The sequence below is a fragment of the Sedimentibacter hydroxybenzoicus DSM 7310 genome, assembly GCF_013403245.1.
Classification (GTDB): domain Bacteria; phylum Bacillota; class Clostridia; order Tissierellales; family Sedimentibacteraceae; genus Sedimentibacter; species Sedimentibacter hydroxybenzoicus.
Map to the genome: position 1 here is coordinate 14,276 of NZ_JACBNQ010000026.1, position 21,024 is coordinate 35,299.

A 21,024-nucleotide genomic window follows, 5' to 3' on the forward strand; every position below is an offset into this window, starting at 1 on the left:
ATACTTTATTTAGCTTCAATATACACATCTATATTATAGTTAGGCAATAAGAACGAATCGTTGTTATCTATTGAGATCTTAATGGGAACTATAGTTTCACCATTATTCTTAAAGGCCATTTGGGAAATATATTTGACACTACCTTCATATTCACGCATTCTGTCAGCCACAGGAACAATTCTTACCCTTGCTCCTGTCTGTATATCCTTAATAAATTCTTCTACAACCTCAGCTTCAATTATTAAGCTGTCAAGATCAGCAATGCTGAATGCTTTTTTTGAGACGTCGGTAATGTGCCCTGTATCATATTGAATATCATAAATTACTGCATTGTTGTAATGTGAAACAATTTGATTTTCTCTGATATACTGTTTATTCAGTTTGTTTTCCAAAGCTTCCAGTTTGCTTTTTAATTGCATGATGTTTTCCATTTGAACAGCTTTCTCAATAATTTCAGATTCAGCCTTTTTATTTATTGAATCTAAAGTATTACGGATTTCAAATTTAATATTGTCCACTTTGTTTTTACTTTCATTTAGATTCTTCTTAGATTGATTGTAGGTATCCTCTGTAATTGCTCTCTCTTTATACAGACTTTCGTTATTGTTAAATTCACTGACTGCTGTTGAATATACCTTTTCGGCAAATTCTAAGTTGCTTTTAAGCTTATCCATTTCCGTCTGCTGATTGTCTTTACTGTTCAGCTTAATTTGTTCATACTCTAATTCTGCTATGTTAAGCTGGCTTTTAATATCAGAAACCTGCACTTCATACTGAGACATATCCAAGATCAAAATTGGTTCATCAAGCTTGATATGCTGACCGTTACTTACCAATATATCTGTGACAACAGATGTAAAATCAATGATAATATCCATTGAATCCTCTGCTTTTACAACGCCAAAGCTTTCAATTATTTTCTTATCCTGTGATAAATCAATCTCTTCAACGGGAGCTGCCGATTCCTTGGGGGTACACCCGTACATACTTAAGCTTAATAATATAATCAAAAATATCAAAATAGATTTTTTTAATATCATTTATTCCCACACCCTTCCATCTCTTACATTAATTATCCTATTGCCGTATTTAGCCGTTTCATGCGAGTGGCTGACCTGCAAAATTGTTTTTCCTTTATCTTTATTTATGCGTTGGAGTAATTTCATAACCTCATCAGATGTCTTACTGTCTAAATTTCCCGTTGGTTCATCAGCCAGAATTATATCCGGCTCATTAATCAATGCACGGGCTATTGCAACCCGTTGCTGCTGTCCGCCTGATAACTCTCTGGGCGTATGATTTTTTCTGTCTGACAGTTCAACTACTTCAAGTATTTCATCTAACTTGCTTCGATAATTTTTTATTTTTTTACCGTCCAGCAATATCGGCAGCATTATATTATCCTCCACCGTCAGATTGGGTACTAAATTATAAAACTGAAATACAAATCCAACCTCTCTGCGCCTCATTATGCTTTGTTCTTCATCTGATAAAACAGAAATGTCATTTCCCTTTATAGATATTTTGCCTGATGTAGGTTTATCCAAGCCTCCTATCAAATACAACAATGTACTTTTTCCCGAGCCGGATGGACCCATTATCGTAATAAAATCTCCTTTGTCAACAGAAAGATTTATTTCCTTCAATATCTCTACCGGTACGGTACCCAGCATATATGTTTTATAAAGCTCTGCAACCTCTATTATTTTCTCCATGGAATCCTCCCTATTCATATTTAATTGCCTCAATAATATCAAATTTAGACGTTTTTAATGCAGGACTTATAGAAGCAATTACAGAAATTATTATTCCGCCGATTAAGGATATAACGAACAAATCAAATTTATAATGTATGGTTAACGGAACCTTTATTGCCAGCATAATTTTAGGTACTGTCCAAAGCATCAGCAAGGCTCCCACAATTCCAACTATTGCACCTATGCATCCTCCCGTCAACGCCTCAATGAATATCATTTTCAGAGTTTGTCTTTTGCTGAGTCCTACGGAACGCTGTATCGCTATGGTGCGCTTTCGTTCAATAAAACTTATCATGTAGTTGTTAAAAACTCCAAAAATACCTATCAGCATGGCTAAGACCGAAAATGCTTTCAGAATAATCATAAATTGATTGTTTGATTCATAATTCATTTTTTCCATGTTTCTGATTGTATTTCCCCATACGCCGCGTCTCATGAATTTTTCCTTTACGGATGCGAGAACAAGGTCGGGATCCTTAGATGTTTTTACGAAAAACCTGTTATAATACGGCTGATTCATATCGGACTTAAAATATTTTTGAGAAATTATTGCATTGCTGCCGTTTTGCATTATTGAGTCAAAAAAACCTATTACCTCATATGTTTTTTTGCCTGCATTCATTTCCAATATCAGCTCATCTCCGACTTTCACATCCAGGCTTTCCTTTGCCATCATAGCAATCAGAATATATCTGCCTTCATCAAGCTTTTTAAATATTTCATCATAATCATTTTTACCATCCAGTCGAAAAGCTACATAATCTCTGTACTTACTTATATCAATTCCCTGCAAATATCCTATACTGTAATCGGTATCCGCAACCTTAATCCCCTGCCAGCTTTCAAAAGCTCCGTATGTACCTTCCACACCATCAATGCTTCGAAGTACTTGTTCTGAATTCCTGTCTCCGTTTAAGCTGACCATTATATCAAATTTCCAGTCCTTATATCCGTTCAGCACTTCAATACCTACGCTGTAGCTTATTGTATTAATCATAAGAATCACCGAAATTCCAATTGCCAAAAGGGATATGTTATTTAATATATTCTTATTGTCCTTTAAATTTTTAACTGCAAGATAACCAATGTTTCCAAATATAAAGCTATAAATATTTTCAAACATTTTCAAAATATATGTTGTAATGAAAGGAACACATATAATTACTGCCGCAAATGTCACAATAAGTGATACAACATTGATAATAATTGATACTGATTTCGGTGTGATAAGCGGCAAAACAAAAGATAAAACCAGCATCAACGATACAATAACAGCTTTTTTGCCTTTTTTAACAGTTTTGCTTTCAGTTTGATTTAACACTAAATCCTTTATTGGAATCTTGGATGCTTTGCTTATAGGAATCCATGAGCTGATTATCGCAACTAATAATGCTAAAAGAAAGGTTGTTATTATTTGTATGAATCCAAATTTAATTGATACCTCTAATTGTCCGTTGTATGGATCCGAAGCCATAATCATTGCTATAAGATATAAAACCGCAATTCCTGCAAATATTCCCAGGATACCTCCGATAATTCCATATGCAATACTTTCTCCGATAAGCACAATATCAGTCATACGCTTTGTAGCACCGATACTCCTGAATGTACCTATAACCGGAAGCCGCTCTGTTGTTATAACCTTGAAGGTAGAATAAATAATAAAGATGCTTATGAAAAGAACCATAACCGTCATCAGATACAGGGGCACAACAATAAACTGCATATATTCTCTGATTTCTTCAACGGTAAACGGCTCTCTGACAGTATACCTTGTATATAAATCACTGAGCTCATTTTTAACATTTTGTATATCGGACCCTTCTTCAAGCACCACATATGCATTATGAACTTTTCCTCTCATATTAAACATTGAGGCAAGGGTATCCAGAGGCATTACCGACATCATGCTGTCAGATTGGGGAGAATGCTGAAATATGCCGGTTGGTCTTGAAATTCCCCAGACGGTTAATATCTTATTGATACCGCCTATTTCTATTTCAATCCTGTCCCCTACCTTGTAGCCATACTTATCTGCAAATAATTTACTTAGGATAATGCAATTATCTATAAAACCTTTGCCGACCGCCTTTTGGCTGTAATTTACAGGGTTCAGCTTTTCTAATTCTTCTAAATTAAATCCCTTAATATAGAGCTTTTCTGTTTTCGTTCCTGATATCTTACTTTCTCCTTCGGATAATTTATAGACTCCACCGACAGATAAGTCTCCGACGGTATAAGCAACTCCGTTAATTTTATCATTTTTAATTTTAAATGTATTGGATGGGGAATTTCTGTCAGGAAAGATAATAAGGTCTGCCTTACCTGTCTGCATCTTGATCAAGGCTTCATACATACTGCTCATAGTTCCGGCTAAACCGCTTGATGCAAAAAAGAGAGCCGCAGATACAGTAACAGAAAATATAATAATAAATGATCTGAACTTTTTTTCAATAATACTTTTTGATAAAAACTTAACAATAATGTTCACAAAATACCACCAAAAGATAGATTAGTTACAACAAATTTCCAGCGAAATTATACCATATATATTTATGTTCACACAATAGTTTTATACGTTTTTTAATGCATTTTTAATTGATTTTTAATATAATTACTGCCTTCCGTTCAACGTTTCATATTTAACAAAACTATAGCAATAAAAATGAGTATTATTCCAATAACATTCTGAGCGGTCAAAATTTCTTTAAAAACTATAATTCCGGTCATGGTTGCAACCATCGGCTCCACAAAAGCTACGACGGCAGCTTTACCTGCCTCTAATTTTTCCAATCCCTTTGTATATGCTAAAAACGGTATAAGTGTCGATATAATTCCAATCTGTAATATATCCAATAATAAATCACTGTTGTTCATTACTGCTTCGGTTAATGTTCCAACCTTGCAAAAGGGTAAAATTGCAACGGATGCAACAATAAATGTATATACTGTAACTGTCATAGGATGATATTTTTTAAGTGCAACGCTTCCGAATATACTGTAAAGGGCATAGAAAAATCCGGATGCAACTCCGGTTGCAATGCCCATACCTGATATGCTTATTTCATTATTTGAAATTATGCCTGTTGTAAATACACATCCGGAAAAGGCAAGGCATAGGGCAATCAATTTCTGCTTTGTAATCTTTTCCTTAAAAAAGATTGCCGACATAATCATTACGAAGCATGGAGCCGTATACAATAAAATTGATGCGAGAGAAAGCGGTGTTTGGTTAATTGTAATAAAATAAAATACATTAAAAAATATTATGCTGATTATTCCCGTGCCTGCAAAATACCACAAATCTTTAAAATCAATCACAAACTTTTTTCTGTCTTTTAAAGCCAGATAGATTATTAAGCTGACAGCTACTACAAAACATCTCGATGCGGTAATTTGTACTGAACTCAATCCATATGCTGACATTGATCTTGTAAACACTCCGATAATACCCCAGCAGCTGCCTGCAAGCATAATCAAAAAAACAGCTATTAATTCAGATGTTGATTTAAGTTTTTGTTCATCCATAATATCCTCCGCACATATAACTATTTTGTCTTTAATGTATTATATAGTTATTTTTAACGAATATCAATAAAATTGACAGCTATCTCTTAGTTAGAATTTTCTGATTAATTAACCAAATTCAGCATACTTTCATATAATGGTTAGATAAACAGATAACATTGACACAGGAGGATATAAATGGCTATAAGACCACCTATTCTGCGAGCCGGTGATACCGTAGGAATAGTTACCCTCGGCAGTCCCCGGGATGCTGAAACAATTGATTCAAGAATACAAACCCTTCAAGAAATGGGATTTAATGTTTTAGTGGGGGATACTGTATATTCTAATGCCGGTATTGTTTCTGCATCACCGGCGGAACGAGCATCGGACTTAATGAATATGTTTATGAACCCCGATGTCAAAGCTATTATACCTACAAGAGGTGGTACGGGTGTATCAGATATTATTCCTTATCTTGATTATAATTTAATAAACCGCAACCCCACAATTATTACCGGATACAGCGATATAACAATATTATTAAACGCCCTATACGTATTGGCAAATTTAATTACCTTTCACAGCTTACTTTTAATAGATTTCAGGCCTACCACTCCTGCATATAATTTCAATCAGTTTTTTACGGCAACATCAACATTGACTTCACCAAGGCGACTTGAAAATCCTCCCGAGATGCCATTAATAAGCAGGGTTCCGGGAAACGTAATAGGCACAATAGTCGGAGGTAACCTTACATCATTTGTCGGCTCGTTGGGAACTCCTTTTGAGGTCGATACCACAGATAAAATTATATTGATTGAAGAAACCCATGAAGCAGCAAGCCGTGTTTACAGAATGCTTGCTCACTTGATACATGCAGGTAAATTCAGAGATTGTGCGGGAATTATAATGGGAGAATGTTCAGGCTGTTATGCTAATTACGACAGATCGTATGAAGATATAATAAATGAAGTAATAGTACCGTTAGGCAAACCGCTCATGACAAATTTAGCTTCCGGTCATGGCATTTACAAAATGGCTATTCCGATAGGTGCAGTTGCAAACCTTAATACCTTCACCAACTCTCTGACGGTGTTAGAAACTACTGTTTCATTAGACTGAACGACAACGAAACAAGCCGGGCATTTCCTATCAACCTAAAAACTAATATTGCTAATTTATATAATCTTTTGTATAATAACTATGTACCTGTCAATGGAGGTTTATATGGATAATTTTAAAGATAATGAAAAAATTATGATTGAATATGCAGAAATGCTGAAAGCCTTGGCCCATCCCGTAAGATTATGTATAGTACATGGTTTAATAAATTGTGACGGCAGTAATGTGTCTAATATCCAGAACTGTTTAAATATGCCTCAATCAACCATTTCCCAGCACCTATCCAAGCTTAGAAGCTACGGTATTATAACAGGCGAAAGAAACGGATTGGAAATTATTTATAAAGTAAGCAATGAAAAAGTAAAGGCTTTAGTTGAATCCCTTTTTGAAGAATAGAAAGACATAGGGGCGATTCTCGTCCCCTATGTCTTTGATTATCTGTTTCCTTCTATAAATCTCTGCAGTATCATAGCTGTTTCTGCTCTGGTCGCATTTCCCTTCGGTGCAAGAATAACCTCTCCTCTTCCTTTGATAAGCCCTTTTCCTACCGCCCATCGCATCGCTGATAATGCATAATCCGATATCAAATCATTATCCTTAAATTCGGATAAATCTGCTCCCATATCTTCTGCTTCGAAGCTTATATATAGGAAGTATCTGTAAAGAATAGTTACAAGCTGCTCACGGGTTATATTTTCATCGGGACCGAATATTGTATCATCAATACCCATGACTATGCCGTTTTGTTGAGCCCATGCTACCGCATCATGGTAATAATCCCCCGGCACAACATCTGTGAAATCACAGTTTGCTACCGACGGTTGTTTTTCCAATCTGTGGAGTATTGTGACAAGCATACCTCTTGTGACTGACAATTCAGGACTAAAGGTATCCGCTCCTGTTCCGATCATAAGTCCATTCTCTAATACAAATTTAACTGCATCATAGAACCAGTCCGTTTCCCTGACATCCTTAAACGGATTTACATACTCTTCAGGTATATTGCCAGCCCTTGTCTTATCAGAGTAATCCTTACCGTCATCCGGATTTTCCGCAGTATATACTGCCTCAAACGAAGCACCCTCACTATTAAAGTCAAATGTAGTGCTGAAGGTTTCTTCTCCACCTACAACCAATGAAGTCTTGCCGCCAAAACTCTTCGTTTCAATTATATTGCCGTCTTCATTCTTCAGACTTACCGCAATAGTTCCGCCGGATATTTCATTCATGGAATTATTAGTAAGCTCAACCTGCACCGATGAATGTCCTGATTGGGATTTCATCCTGCTTGCAAGTGAAGCTCTCTCCATGTTTTTACTGATAAGTCCTCTGATTTTAATGTAGTTCCAATCGTTGGAAATGTTTGAATCCTCAATTTCTTCATTGTTTTCTTCTATAGCTGTCTTAAAAAATATCCGGGCTCCGTCATCGGGTATCTCGCCTTCATCGTTAAGTATGCCCTGCAATGCTTCCTCATTCAACAAAATATTCTTGCTGAACATACCATTGTTAATCATATTAAGTGAATCCGCATCACTTATGGTTTCTGTCACAACGGGCGTTGCTTCAGAATCGGGATTATCATACACATAAAGCTTCACCCTGTGTTTACCATCTGTCAATTTTGAGCAGGTATTGTTGTGAAGCATCACACTGAACACTCTCTCCCGTTGTGCTTCCTTGACAACATCAATACCGTATATCCCCACATCCGGAACATCCAGCTTTATCGTACCTGAAACGGTATCCGAATCTGAAGACAGATATTCTGCTGTAACAAAGTATGAGGGATCTGTAATATTCTCGGGAACCGGATAAAATATATTGATATCCTTATACTGTCCCGGCATGATGTAATCTCCGGCTCCAAATTCATGAACTATTCCTCCGAAATTAATATTTAAACTATTAATTGGCTCTATTCCGCTATTGTAAATTCGGAACATAAAAGGCATTTCATTGCCGGGAAGTATTTCATTGCGATTATAATAAACTTGTTCAACCGATATCTCATTTTTATATTCTGTCTGTCCGTAAATTATATTGCTGTGCTCCTCTTCTGCATTGTAATCAGTTGTCTGAAGCACAAAATTTATTTTTCCCTCATGTCCAACATATGCATCGTAATGGTCTGTCAAATTATTATCATCAAGTTTTAACAGCCTGATTTCGGGAGAAACTGTTAAGCCGTCACCCTTCGGTAAAAACTTCCTTCCCCATAATGCATGGCTGTAATTATCCTCTGAGTCAAATTCCGGTTGAACCCATACAACTGACAAATCCTGCAGCCGTTCTGCCCCCTTTGTAAATTTAAAGCTGCCGTAATCCGTCGTATAAGAGCCTTCAATTTCAGTTTCAAGCTGAGTATAAACATTTCCGTTACCGTCAACGACAGCAATTCTGATTGTACTTGTTTCTATAAACGAGTTCCAGCCTATAACAAAGCGTTCCTCATTATGGTCATCAGGAAATAACACAGATGTTATCTGCGGATTTCTGTCTGTGTCTTCGTTGTTGCTTAATCTTATGTTTTTTAAAATGCTGCCGTCCTCATCAATTACCGTGCAGAATATTTCGGTATTGTCTGTATCCTCCATTGTTACTTCATAGACTATGGCTGAGGTGCCGTCCGAAAGCATCTTTGCGTTAAGAGTGTTTACCCTGTCCGTACTTCCGTCATACAGGCATTTTTCCTCACTCCATGAGCTGCCGTCGTACACCCTGTACATTATATTATCTCTGCCGTCAAAGCTTAAAAGGCTTGACATATCCCCTGCATAGAGGCTTCGCCATGCAACTATGGCTTTTTCTCCGTTTGAAGCAACTACAGGAGACATATCAGCCGTGGAATTGTCAGTCAGACGTGTTGAAGTAAATTCAGAGCCGTCATATATACCGGCCATAATTTCCGTGCCTGAAATCATATTTTGAATATCTTCTGCCGCAGCTTCACTTCCCTCTTTTAACTCCATATCCGTTATAACTCGTGTCCATGCCACTGCCGCACCGCCTTTTGTACCGTCAATCACTGCCTCCGTATCAGCATATCCGGAGGCATCTATTTCTGTACCCTCAGGAAATACTCCTGCCGACTTCAGGGAGAAGCACACGGACGCTTCATTTAAGTCATGGCTGTCCATATCGGATATATATACCATCATATCTCCATCGGTGCTGAATACAGGATTTGAATCAGGAAATTCAAAGTCTGCCTTTCCTTCAAACTCTTCACTCGCTAATCCCATGTGTTTATCCAATACTAAATTATATTTTATAGAATCATATTGCTTTTTTATGTTATTGTAGTCATTGAATGTCCACGTCTTACTTCCCGCTCCTATTTCATATGTACCTTCAATGTTTACAAGTACAAGCTTTATTTCATATTCAATTCCTGTTTCTCCCGCCAATACTATCCTTTGACCGTTGCTGTTTTTTTGTTCACTCCTGAGCCACAAATACTGCTGGTCAAGTGATACTTTTCCGTAAACCCCTGCCTTTAAGCTCACAACCTTATAATCACGACCGACACCGCCAAATCCACGGATATAAATATATGGACTAAGCTCCGTTATATATGTACTGCCCGCACCGCTTCCGTCGGAAACCATCTTTAAATTCAGCTGACCTGTTCCCCCTGCCAGAAATTCTGCCGTTACCGGAACCGGTCCAATCCATGTATTGTATATCCTTTTATAATGATAACCCCCTCCTACATGTACAAATGACTTCAATACAACGATTTTCCACTCACCGTCATCGATATCATAAAATATTTCACAGTCAAAATATGCTCCCCCGCCGTATGTTTTGCTGTTGGAACCGTACCCGCCCATGTAAGCGTCCATATATATTTTACTGTTACCAATAAAACTGCTGCTGTCAAACGTTTCGTAGTCAGGCATGTAGTCATACAGGAGTGATGCCTTCTCATCCCTGCTGTGCACACCCGGTCTCATATATTGACTCATCTGCCCCACTCCCATCGTTATAACCCCTTTGAACACAAGAGGGTTATCAGTAGGAGTAATTTCAAGGCGCAGCTTATCAGAATCCACTTTAAATCCGCTTAAATAGCCAAGCGCTGTTTGAATATAATCAGCATAGCCATCAGAATTTATCATAGACGGTCCGTTGATTGAGCTTCTGACGTCCTGTTTGAGCTTATTGAGATTTCCTGATTCCAGAGTGCTTAATTTGCTGATGCCGTTTATCCTGCTCATATTGTAATTTGAAGGAAGATTTATAATCTCAAGACCATCATCATCTTCAACGGTAATTTGCATGCTTAAGCTTCTTACTTCACCAAACTCCAGCCCGGAAACGTAACGCTGCACATCCAAGGTGTTTTTAATCAATACGGTATCGGAAAATTCATATACCTCTGCTTCTGTCTTTAATAAATCAGCGGGTAAATTACTTTTTTTATCATAAAACCTTACATTGTAGCTGCTGTCCCTGTTACCGTTGAATGCCATTTCGGTACTTATATATGCTGATTTTGATATGTCCTCAATAATAATATTTTCAGGCATATCTGTTTCATTTCCATCTGATACAAGCTTTTGTGAAACTATACTTATGCCGTTTTCAATTCTTGACTTATCTCTGCCTTTTAAAAATACTGTTCCTGCAGGAACCGGAGTATCATAGTATTTTTTGAAAAAACGAATAGTTTCATTATCCACCTTCATAAAGCCTGGAAAATGACCGGGAATTCCTACCTCGAAAATGTATTCTATTTTGTCCTCCGCCGTAACAGGACTGTCATATTTATCATTAACAAATTGATTCTGGTCGAACTTCAATATATACTCATAGCCTGTCTTACTTACAATTTGTTCTTCCTGTCCGCTTTTCCCGTTAATTGCTGCATCGGGACAATATATACCGTTTCTGTACACTCCTCCCTTGATTGTTACATCACCTTCATGAAGGAATGTTCTTCCTAATGAATCAACACGCCACACATAGAACATTGCTTCATAATCGGATTTTTTAAAAACAATATTATTTTGGGGATATAAACCAGAATAATCCGAGCCTTGCTGCTTTGATTTCAGTTCAGTATTTGAAAGTACATACGTGTCATATAAATCACCGTTTTCAGGCTTAAATGTAATATCACCGTCTATACCCGATTCTTCAAATATTGCAATCCGGCCTTTTTCGTCGGTTTCGGCTTCTTTGTAGCTGTTATTGCCGTCTCTGTAGGTTACGTTACTCTTCTGAGCAGGATATACCTGAAACAAGAACAGCTTTTCCTTCAGATTGTCTACGTCAACCTCAACTTTTTCCTCCATGCCTGTCAGTCCGTGTCTGAGCGTTATAGATGACTTACCCGGTGACAATCCTTCAAGCAGCAGTTCCGCATCCGGTAAAACCAAGGTATTACCATCCACATTGCTTAACAATCCTCCGTCCTTGTACCTCAACGATAAAATGCTGTCATCTTCCGCCGACCAGGTTGTTTTATCAAACAGTCTGCTCCATTTGTATTCGTTGTTAATATTTATATCATCTGTTAAGGCAATATTTCTGTTAAGATTTAATATTTCTTCACTTGACATGCTTTTAAGCTTATCATCCATACTCATTGTATGTTTTTCTTTATTCTTGCCGTTAATACTTATTTTAAGAGCATCAGAGTTATATACATACATGGTATAAGAATCGTATGAATAAGCTTCGTCATATATATTTTTTGCCTGAAGAGATATTGCATATGTATCATACAAATTTAAGTCAGGTACGTCTTCTATATTAACCGTAATGTCCTTATCTCTGTCGGAAATGCTGTTTTTGGTAATTATAGTTTCGGCATTCCTGGTTACAGTCAGCATAACCTCAGTATCAGGGTTATAGTTATCAATATCGAATTTCACAATAAAGCTGTCAGCTTCATCTGTTATATAATAGCTCTCCGGCTTGCTCAGCATTGCTTTTGCAGGCAGGCTCTTTACACGTATAGATGCCGATGCCGTAAAAAGCATATCGGTTTTTATATCTCTTGCGGATATTTCAAGTATGTAACTATATTTTCCTCTTTCGGATACATTGTTTAAGTATTGCTTATCAACCGCATAATACAATTCCTGAGTTTCCTCGGAGAAAACCTTTGTATCACTTAATACTGATTCACCCTTTGTAATTTCATCGCCTTCATATTCCGCTTCATATAAATTATAATAGAATGCGGTGGCTGTTCCGTTAACAGCGTGAAGGTTGGTAGAGTAATAAATTTTAGCATCATTTCCCTTAATTATCTCGGCATTTTTTGACCACCCGCTGACATTTAAAAACACCTCATCAGTATCAATTACCTGCAGGGTATTGCTGTGTACGGTAAACCTTTCATCAGGTTGCCCTGAATTTAAAGCACTTAAGGAAAAATATACGCTTCCCGGCTTTCCCGTTAACGAAATTGCTCCTGAGGTTGTTATTGCTGCTACCGTTTGGTCACTTGATGTCCACACAAAATCCTCCGGCTTCTGCCAGGTTGCATTGTTTTTAACGTTGTACCCCAATGAAATTAAATCAATACTATTTGAAGATACTTTGTTTTCCGCGGGCCAGTTTTCATATAAAATTTCCAAATACGATTCATCATCAATATATATAATCTGGGGCATGGTGTATTGCTTTGACAAAGAATATATCAATTCAAAATTATTGTCTTCATTTTCATCAAAATAAATTTCACATACATAATTTGTATCGGATATCAGCGAACTTGCAGGAGCGGTAAATTTACCTCTGAGCTGGGTAATAAGAAGTCCGTCATTTGCATAAAGGTCAATATCAACATCCGTTCCGTTCTCGCCTATTACTTTTGCTTTGACAGTCTTTATGCGTCCGTCCTCTTTATATAATGTCAGATAGTCAGAAAGCTCATGATTTTCTTTGAGGGATATGTTTATCTCAACCTCAGCATTCATGCTTTTGCCTTGATTCACCTTTATTTCTGTAGCTGCACAATAAGACAGCAGTTCTTTCATACTGTATGATTTAAGTTCAGCCTCTTCAATCCTTGAGTTGTATGTCATATAATCCTGTTCTTTTCCCGACAAATCAACAGCTCCTGTTACATCTTGTATATCAATATAACCATCAAAATCAGGACCTACTTCGTACAAAAAGCTCACATCTTCTGAAATTGTTCCTTCCCTTTCAACGGGATACAAGACGGTATCATTTGCCTTTATACTTATGTTGTCTGTCAAAACAGCTTCATTAAAGGTAACCGTAACAGGTACGCTCTCCCCTAAGTGATATTCACCAGCCGGTGCATTAGCGTTTACCGGAAAAGGATTGATTTTATCCTCAAAATTCATCTGATTTTGAACATAATTACCATATGCATCATGAAACAAGGTATATACATCACCGTTTATGATTGAATAATTCAGGTTTATGCATATGGAATTAACGGCACCATTTGCTTCAGAATTACGACCTATACCTAAATCACTCAATAAAGCATCATTAAATTCAAAATCTATTTTATTTTCCCCGTCTCCCGTATCTATGAGTGTGCTCCTGTTAAATACAATACTTGAGGGATTTTTTATTATATGCAAGTTAACATTCCCGCTTGCCCCTGATTCATTTAAAAAATATCCTATGGGTAAATTCAGATGAGAAAATGTACCTATGTCTATCATTTTTCTGACATCTGCTGTTATGGCTGTTGCTGTTGCTATATTTATAACGTCACTTTTGTTAATATATTTGCCGGGAACATCCGGAAAGCTATCAGCATTTTGGATTGACGATATATCCGCCATAAAAACATCCGCAGCCCCCTCATATATATGTTTAAGATTAAGTGCATTTTCAATCCTTACGGGGACGGTCATCACTTCTTTATCATTTTCAAACAAAGCGTTGCTGATATCATAGCAGCTTATATAAAGCACTCTGTCTCCTGTCCATAACTCTCCATATTCATAAATCTCAGGATTTTCAGCATTATAACTGCTGTCAATTTCAGAAATTTCGATATCTATGCTTTTTTCTGTTTCTCCGGCTTCAAATGTTATTCTTCCGTTTGCAACATCTTCATAATGTTTATCTGAAAATGCACTTCCCGGATACACCCTGTAGTAAAAGGATACTTCTCCGGCATTCGGAGAATTTAACCTGAATGTAATTGTAGCTGTTGTCTCATGGTCAGAATCAACGTTTATCGGTTCATTAATTTCACAAGACACTCGCGTTCCAAAATCATATCCCGAAGGTGAGATAACGATATCATCACCCATAATTGAATACAAGCCTATACCTTTATTGTTAAGCTGTTCGGTCAGGGATTGAAGGGCTGCCTCATGAGCTGATAACTGTATTTTGTTATCCGGATTGTCAATATCAGTATAAGCAAGACCCGAATATGAATTAAAAATAATACACATAACCAACACAATACATATAATTTGTTTGCCTTTCTTAGCATGGCGTTTCATAATTAATTCCCCTTTCTTGATATTCCGGATATAAAACATCAGTTTGCTGTTTGTGTCTTCAACTGGTTCAAAATCATGCTAATCAGCTTCATGCCATAGTCAGCAAGCTGAAATGAACCCTTTCTCAGACACCAATCATATATTACGCCCCTGATGCAGGTTGTAAGAATCATTACAATTTCTTCAGCTGATAAATCACTGTATATCTCTTCTTTTTTCTTAGCTTTATCAACTAAAAATTTCAGACGGTTATAGTATTCTCTTTCAGGCGATGTAAGAAATCTGACAGTACTTAAATCCTTTATCTGTGATGAATAAATCACAGACATAAATTCTAATCCTATTTCCTTTTCCATAACGGAAAAAACATAACCGATAAATGCAGCAATTTCTTCCATTGTATTTTGATAATTTCTATCCGGCTTAAAAAAATCAGTATATACTTCATCAACCATCGGAACCATATTATAAATTAAATCTTCCTTCGTTTTAAAATGAGTATAAAATCCACCCTTTGATGAATTTGCTTCATTTATAATTTCATCCACTGTTACATTGTTGTAACCCTTTTCAACAAACAGCTTTCTGGCACAATCTACAATTCTTTTCTTCGTTTCATTTCCCTGAATAATTTTTTTATTCAAAATTTTCCTCCTGAGCAAAATATACAGACCGTAGTCTGTATATAATTATAGCTGTTTATTTTAATCATGTCAATTAAAAACACACATTAATTTAAATAATTTAAATAATTAATGTGTGTATCATGTTATCTGATCATCTGAGTGTTCCGGAAAAAACCTTCCCAAGGATCATCTCTTTCAATTCTCAAGAGTGCATCCTTCATACTGATACCATCAGGAACAACTGTATGAAGTTCACCCCAGGATATGGGCATGGATACCTTCGCACCTTCTCTCGCTCTCAGAGAATACGGAGCAATGCTTGTAGCACCTCTGGAATTTCGAATCCAATCAATAAATATTTTGTCTTTACGTTGAGCTTTTCTTATATTACTCGTGTAGCGATCCGGCCATTTTTGCTCCATAACCTCTGCAACACGCTTTGCAAAATCACGAAATACATCCCAGCCTGCCACAGGTTTTAAAGGAAGCACTACGTGATAGCCTTTACCTCCGCTGGTTTTCAGATATGAATTAAGAGATAGTTCATCAAGAATACCTTTAATATCTTCTGCGCCCTGACGAACCTTGGATAAGTCCATACCTTCATCGGGATCTAAGTCAAATACCATCATATCAGGCTTCTCAAGCTGTTCAACAACACTTCCCCAAATATGAAATTCCAGTGTTCCCATTTGTGCTTCGTATATAAGACCTGCCGTATTTTCAATGTAAAAATAATCTTCTATCGTGCCTGTTCCTATACTTCCAGATTCTGAACGCTTCTTATAAAAACAATTTTGAGATACACCTTTAGGACATCGAACAATACTGAGAATTCTATGTCTTACATAAGGAAGCATTCGCTCAGAAACCTTTAAATAGTACCGAGCCACATCTTCTTTTGTAATTTCCGGTTCATTGAAAATTATTTTATCAGGGCTTGAAATCTTTACTCCTTCAATAATAAGGTTGTTTGAATTTAATTCAGTTATCTTTTCTTCATTTACGGTTGATTGAAGCATCTCCTCTTCCCTTTCCCTTTTTATTTCCTTCGGATCCTTGTCTGCTCTTAAGCCCTTGTAGCTTGCCTGCCTTAACAGATTATCCTTCGTCCATTCGGCAAATTTAATTTCAGCAACTAATTCCGGCTCAAGCCACTTAATCTTTTCATTTGATCTGGTGTCAGGCGGAGTTTTAAAAGCCGGCTCCATCCTCTTTATGCTCCCGAATTTATTTTCAAGCACCGTCATATCATTTTCACTTATACCGGTGCCTGCACGTCCTGCATATATTAAGTCATCCCCCTCATAAATTCCCAACAACAGCGAGCTTACACCCCTTGCCCTTTTATCGGAAAGTGTATATCCTCCGATTACAAATTCCTGTCTCTTATCACATTTAAGTTTAATCCAATCCTCGTTTCTTGTTCCTCTGTAAACAGAATCAGCCTTTTTGCCTATTATACCTTCCATGCCCGCTTCGCAGGCGGCGGCAAAGCTTTCCTTTCCATGCCCTCTGACATAACGGCTGTAATGCAAACCGGGTGGAGCTTCTTTCATTATGCTTTCAAGCATTTCTTTTCTCTTAATCAAAGGGTGCTGCCGCAAATCCATTCCGTCAAGTGCGAGCAAATCAAATATAATATAAGTCAGGCTTAAAGAATTCTGATTTTTCATATAATTCTGTAAAGCCTGAAAATCCGTCCTGCCGGAGTCATCCGTAATTACCATCTCTCCGTCAAAAACCATAGACCTGCCGTCAGACCAATCAATAATCGCAGAGCTTACGTCATAAAATTGTCTTGAATAATCATTGCCGTTTCTGGTTACCAGCCTTGCATTATTACCTTCAACAAATGCCACAATCCTGTATCCGTCATATTTTAATTCATAAAGCCAATCCTTTCCCTCGGGAATATTTCTGACTAATTTAGCGAGCTGTACACTGACTTCGCTGAAGGGATTTTTAATATTTCTTTCTTCTTTACCATCTTCTATTTCTGCCATGGTTCGCCCGGTTCTGATACTGACGGTAAATCCGGATATTCCGTCTGTATTTTGAACGTACTCATCCTTTTCCTTCAGCAAAAGCCAGTTATCATTTTTTTCGACCGCTTTTGTTTTTAATCTGATTAAAGCCCACTTTCCCTTGAGCCGTCTTCCTTTAAGGACAAATTTCAGCATACCTTCATTGAGCCCTTCATCCACATCAACATATGGCTCCCAATATCCTTCATCCCATATCATGACAACTCCGCCGCCATATTCGCCCTTAGGTATAGTGCCTTCGAAATTTCTGTATTCCGTCGGATGGTCCTCAACCTGTATTGCCAGCCTCTTATCACGGGTATTGTACGAGGGTCCCTTGGGTACAGCCCAGCTAAGCAGAGCCCCGTTCCATTCCAACCGCAAATCATAGTGCTTACTGCGTGCCAGGTGATATTGTATCACAAACCGGAGACCTTCTTCGGAATTTTCTGTTTTTCCTTCCGGCTCTAAGGTTCTTTCAAAATTTCTTTTCAGATTGTATTTATTAAGCTTATTATCCATAAAGCTATGCTGATTCCTTGTCCTTCTGCGCTTTTTCCACACTTGCCTTCAACGCATCCATGAGGTCGATTACCTTGCCTGTATTATTGTTCTCAGCAGCAACCACTTCCTTGCCGGAAATTTTTGCCTCAATCAGCTCACGCAGCCTCGTCTGGTATTCATCCTTGTACTTAGACGGATCGAAGGGTGTATCCATTGAATTAATCAGAACCTTCGCCATATTAAGCTCCTGTTCCGATACCTCGGATTTTGTGTAGGGCTTTTGCAGCTCTTTAATTTCATCGGCATAAAACATGGTGGAAATAAGTATGCCTTCCTGCCGGGGAATGATTGCCATAAGCGTATCCTTCGTGCCCATGACGGTCTTTCCTATGGCTATCTTCTGTTCTGCCATAAGCGCAGAGCGTAAAAGCTCAAAGGCTTTTTCGCCACCGGCTTCGGGGGCTGCCTGATATGTTTTTTCATAATACACAGGAGAAATTTGATCTAATTGCGCAAAGTGCAATATCTGAATGGATTTATCTTTTTCTGTCTTAATTTTTTCTATTTCTTCGTCTGTGATAACAACGTATTTATCCTTATCATATTCGTATCCTTTTACTATATCCTTGGATGTTATTTCCTTGCCGCAATGCCCGCAGGTTTTCTTGTACTTTATTCGGCTGTTATCTTCCTTGTGTAATTGATTAAAATGAATATCATTGTCCTGAGTAGCCGTATACATTGCGATTGGAATTGCCACCATCCCGAAAGTTATTACCGATTTACGTGATATCATATTGTCACCTCCGGGGATATTATTTCCCAAACGAACTGTAAGTATTCGGTAAATATAGAAATATAGAAGAACCTTATGGTCCTTCTATGTTGATGTCTATAAATCTGTTACCCCTGCCCCAGACCGACACAATCGGTATTATCTTTACAAATGCGGCTTGGTCTATTTCTTTAATACATTTCTGTATCATTATTGACTGACTGGGTGAACAAACCGTTTCCATCTGAACCTTTTCAACGTTTGTATATCCGCCCTTTACCGTAAAAAGAGTTACTCCTCTTCCTAATTTATGCATTATAAATTTGCTGATATCCTCGTATTGTGAGCTGATTATTTCAAGCTTGTACAATGTAGTACCAAACCCAAACATTACATAATCACAAACCTTTGTTACTATCATCTGACTGATTACGGAATAAAGGGCTATGTTTCTTCCGAATGCGAATGCGGAAATAATTATTATGATACCGTCTAACATCAGCATAATATAGCTTACATTTATGGCGGGAAAGAGCTTCTTGTTTAAAATTCTCGCTATGGTGTCAGTCCCTCCGAAGGAAAAGCCTTTCCTTAGTATCATTCCCACACCTATACCGTAGAAAATTGAAAAGTATATTGATGCGAGGAGTAAATCATTTTCCACAAATTTGAATTCAATATTTTGCATCACCAGCAAAACGGTGGGATACATAATTGAAAGAAATATTATCTTTACAATTTCCTTTCTGCCCATAAGCAGATAGGCAATAATTAAAATTATAAATGTAAAAAGATAGTAAATATATGAATAGTTAATATTAATATACTTCTCCAAAATAATTGCTAAGCCCGTTATACCGCTTGTTACTAATCCGTTCGGCTTCAGTATGTAATTAACTGAAAATGCCGTAATCACACATCCTGTGATTAAATAAACCATGTTGTAAAATAGCTTCTTTATATTTTCCATTCTTTCCTCATACAATATCTGTTTATCAGATTTACTCTATAATCACTTCTTTATTGTTAATATCAAGAATTGAAGTTTTGCACGTTCCGCCTAAACTATCCTGAACTATTAAAAATCATCATCTATTATGATTTTTTTTATTTTAATACCTCCATAATAAATATAACTTTTTTTCTATAATTTGTAAACTCAATTATAAGCAAAATTCATATGAATTTTGCTTATAATAGATCGTATCATCTCCCTACAATTTAAAGTATGTTTTTTTACTTTAGTTAAATCATTATATTATTTGAGACCTTCTATTTCAAATGTTACGTTAAAATTGTATCATATTTGTTTCGTTTGCTGATAAAAAAATGAACTGATGCCCAAAATTAATATACTTTCAGCAACAATTCACTTTTTTAAATTTTATTTTTAAATATAAGCCTTGCTCATCATTATAAAATTTTAAATTTTTTATCGTAAATTCTGGTGAATCCAAGTACTGCTGCGGCAAATTCATAAGGCTTTTCATACATAGCTGCATGTCCGGAATCCTTAATCATTATAAGCTTAGAATTCTCAATTCTTTTTTGAATTTTTTCCTGATTTTTGACAGGAGTAGTTGCATCATATTCTGCACCTATAATAAAAGTCGGAACCTTGATTTTACTTAACTCATCCGTAATATTCAAATCTTCCGCTGACCTTACTAATCTAACGAACCCATCATACCATTCCTGTTTGAGTGACACTCCAAAGCTTTTTTCTCTTTCCGTCAGCCAATGAATATTATCTTCGTAGAACTTCCTTGAGTATATATATGGCATTGTGGCTTTAAAAAAGGTACTTCCGTCATAGGTTTCAGCCGCTTTTATCCATCCTTCACCAATATCTTTTAACATACGGTTTGTGTAGCTGGTGGTATTTGATAATATAAGCGACAGAAGTCTGTGTTCATATTTCAGTGCAAATCTTTGAGCTACCTCTCCTCCATAGGATATACCTACCAAATGAACCTTTTCAATATTCAACCTGTCGAACAGCTCATTTAACATTTCCACATGGAAATCCTGAGTGTATTGAACCTCCATTTTGTCAGATTTTCCTTGATCCACAAAGTCTATTAGTATTAATTTATTGTTTTTAGAAAATGCATCTATAAACGGCATCCATGATGCAGTGCTCATCATAATTCCATTTAGAATAACAATTGGCTCTCCTTCTCCATGTATTTCATAAAACATATTTTTTCCCTTAATCAATAATTTAGGCATACTTCCTCC

General features: G+C 36.8%; 12 protein-coding genes. 2 read left to right on the top strand and 10 right to left on the bottom strand.

The window, feature by feature from the left end; translation table 11 throughout:
- Positions 1-5: 5 nt before the first annotated feature.
- The 4 genes from HZF24_RS16170 to HZF24_RS16185 all read right to left on the bottom strand — a co-directional run bounded on the left by HZF24_RS16170 (position 6) and on the right by HZF24_RS16185 (position 5,285).
- Positions 6-1,040, bottom strand: coding sequence for an HlyD family secretion protein (locus HZF24_RS16170; protein WP_179239404.1), 1,035 nt, complete (start codon positions 1,038-1,040; stop codon positions 6-8).
- Positions 1,041-1,715: an ABC transporter ATP-binding protein gene (locus HZF24_RS16175; protein WP_179239405.1), complete on the bottom strand. Its 675-nt coding sequence runs from the start codon at positions 1,713-1,715 to the stop codon at positions 1,041-1,043. It lies immediately after the preceding gene.
- A 10-nt stretch (positions 1,716-1,725) separates the two neighbouring features.
- Positions 1,726-4,248, bottom strand: a complete 2,523-nt coding sequence (locus HZF24_RS19105; RefSeq protein WP_179239406.1) for an ABC transporter permease — start codon at positions 4,246-4,248, stop codon at positions 1,726-1,728.
- Positions 4,249-4,385: 137 nt separating this feature from the next.
- The gene (locus HZF24_RS16185; RefSeq protein WP_179239407.1) at positions 4,386-5,285 is read right to left on the bottom strand and encodes a DMT family transporter; all 900 of its coding nucleotides are present in this window, start codon (positions 5,283-5,285) and stop codon (positions 4,386-4,388) included.
- Between the two features lie 177 nt (positions 5,286-5,462).
- On the opposite strand from HZF24_RS16185, the gene HZF24_RS16190 reads away from it, so the two are divergent.
- Positions 5,463-6,389, top strand: coding sequence for a S66 peptidase family protein (locus HZF24_RS16190; protein WP_179239408.1), 927 nt, complete (start codon positions 5,463-5,465; stop codon positions 6,387-6,389).
- A gap of 105 nt (positions 6,390-6,494) precedes the next feature.
- Positions 6,495-6,785 carry an ArsR/SmtB family transcription factor gene (locus HZF24_RS16195; protein WP_179239409.1) on the top strand — a complete coding sequence of 97 codons (291 nt, stop codon included), beginning with the start codon at positions 6,495-6,497 and terminating at the stop codon, positions 6,783-6,785.
- Positions 6,786-6,823: 38 nt separating this feature from the next.
- On the opposite strand, the gene HZF24_RS16200 is transcribed toward HZF24_RS16195, so the two are convergent.
- From HZF24_RS16200 to HZF24_RS16225, 6 genes are all read right to left on the bottom strand, one after another.
- Complete coding sequence (locus HZF24_RS16200) at positions 6,824-14,851, bottom strand: S-layer homology domain-containing protein (RefSeq protein ID WP_179239410.1); 8,028 nt, start codon at positions 14,849-14,851, stop codon at positions 6,824-6,826.
- Between the two features lie 38 nt (positions 14,852-14,889).
- Complete coding sequence (locus tag HZF24_RS16205) at positions 14,890-15,495, bottom strand: TetR/AcrR family transcriptional regulator (RefSeq protein ID WP_179239411.1); 606 nt, start codon at positions 15,493-15,495, stop codon at positions 14,890-14,892.
- Between the two features lie 125 nt (positions 15,496-15,620).
- Positions 15,621-18,026 carry a DNA ligase D gene (gene ligD / locus HZF24_RS16210; protein ID WP_179239412.1) on the bottom strand — a complete coding sequence of 802 codons (2,406 nt, stop codon included), beginning with the start codon at positions 18,024-18,026 and terminating at the stop codon, positions 15,621-15,623.
- 4 nt (positions 18,027-18,030) lie between these two features.
- Positions 18,031-18,804 (bottom strand): non-homologous end joining protein Ku, encoded by a 774-nt coding sequence (ku, locus tag HZF24_RS16215; protein ID WP_179239413.1) that lies wholly within the window; start codon positions 18,802-18,804, stop codon positions 18,031-18,033.
- Positions 18,805-18,877: 73 nt separating this feature from the next.
- A complete protein-coding gene (locus tag HZF24_RS16220) occupies positions 18,878-19,753 on the bottom strand; it encodes a YitT family protein (protein WP_179239414.1) in 876 nt (291 codons plus the stop codon).
- 443 nt (positions 19,754-20,196) lie between these two features.
- Complete coding sequence (locus HZF24_RS16225) at positions 20,197-21,015, bottom strand: alpha/beta fold hydrolase (protein WP_179239415.1); 819 nt, start codon at positions 21,013-21,015, stop codon at positions 20,197-20,199.
- Positions 21,016-21,024: the final 9 nt, after the last annotated feature.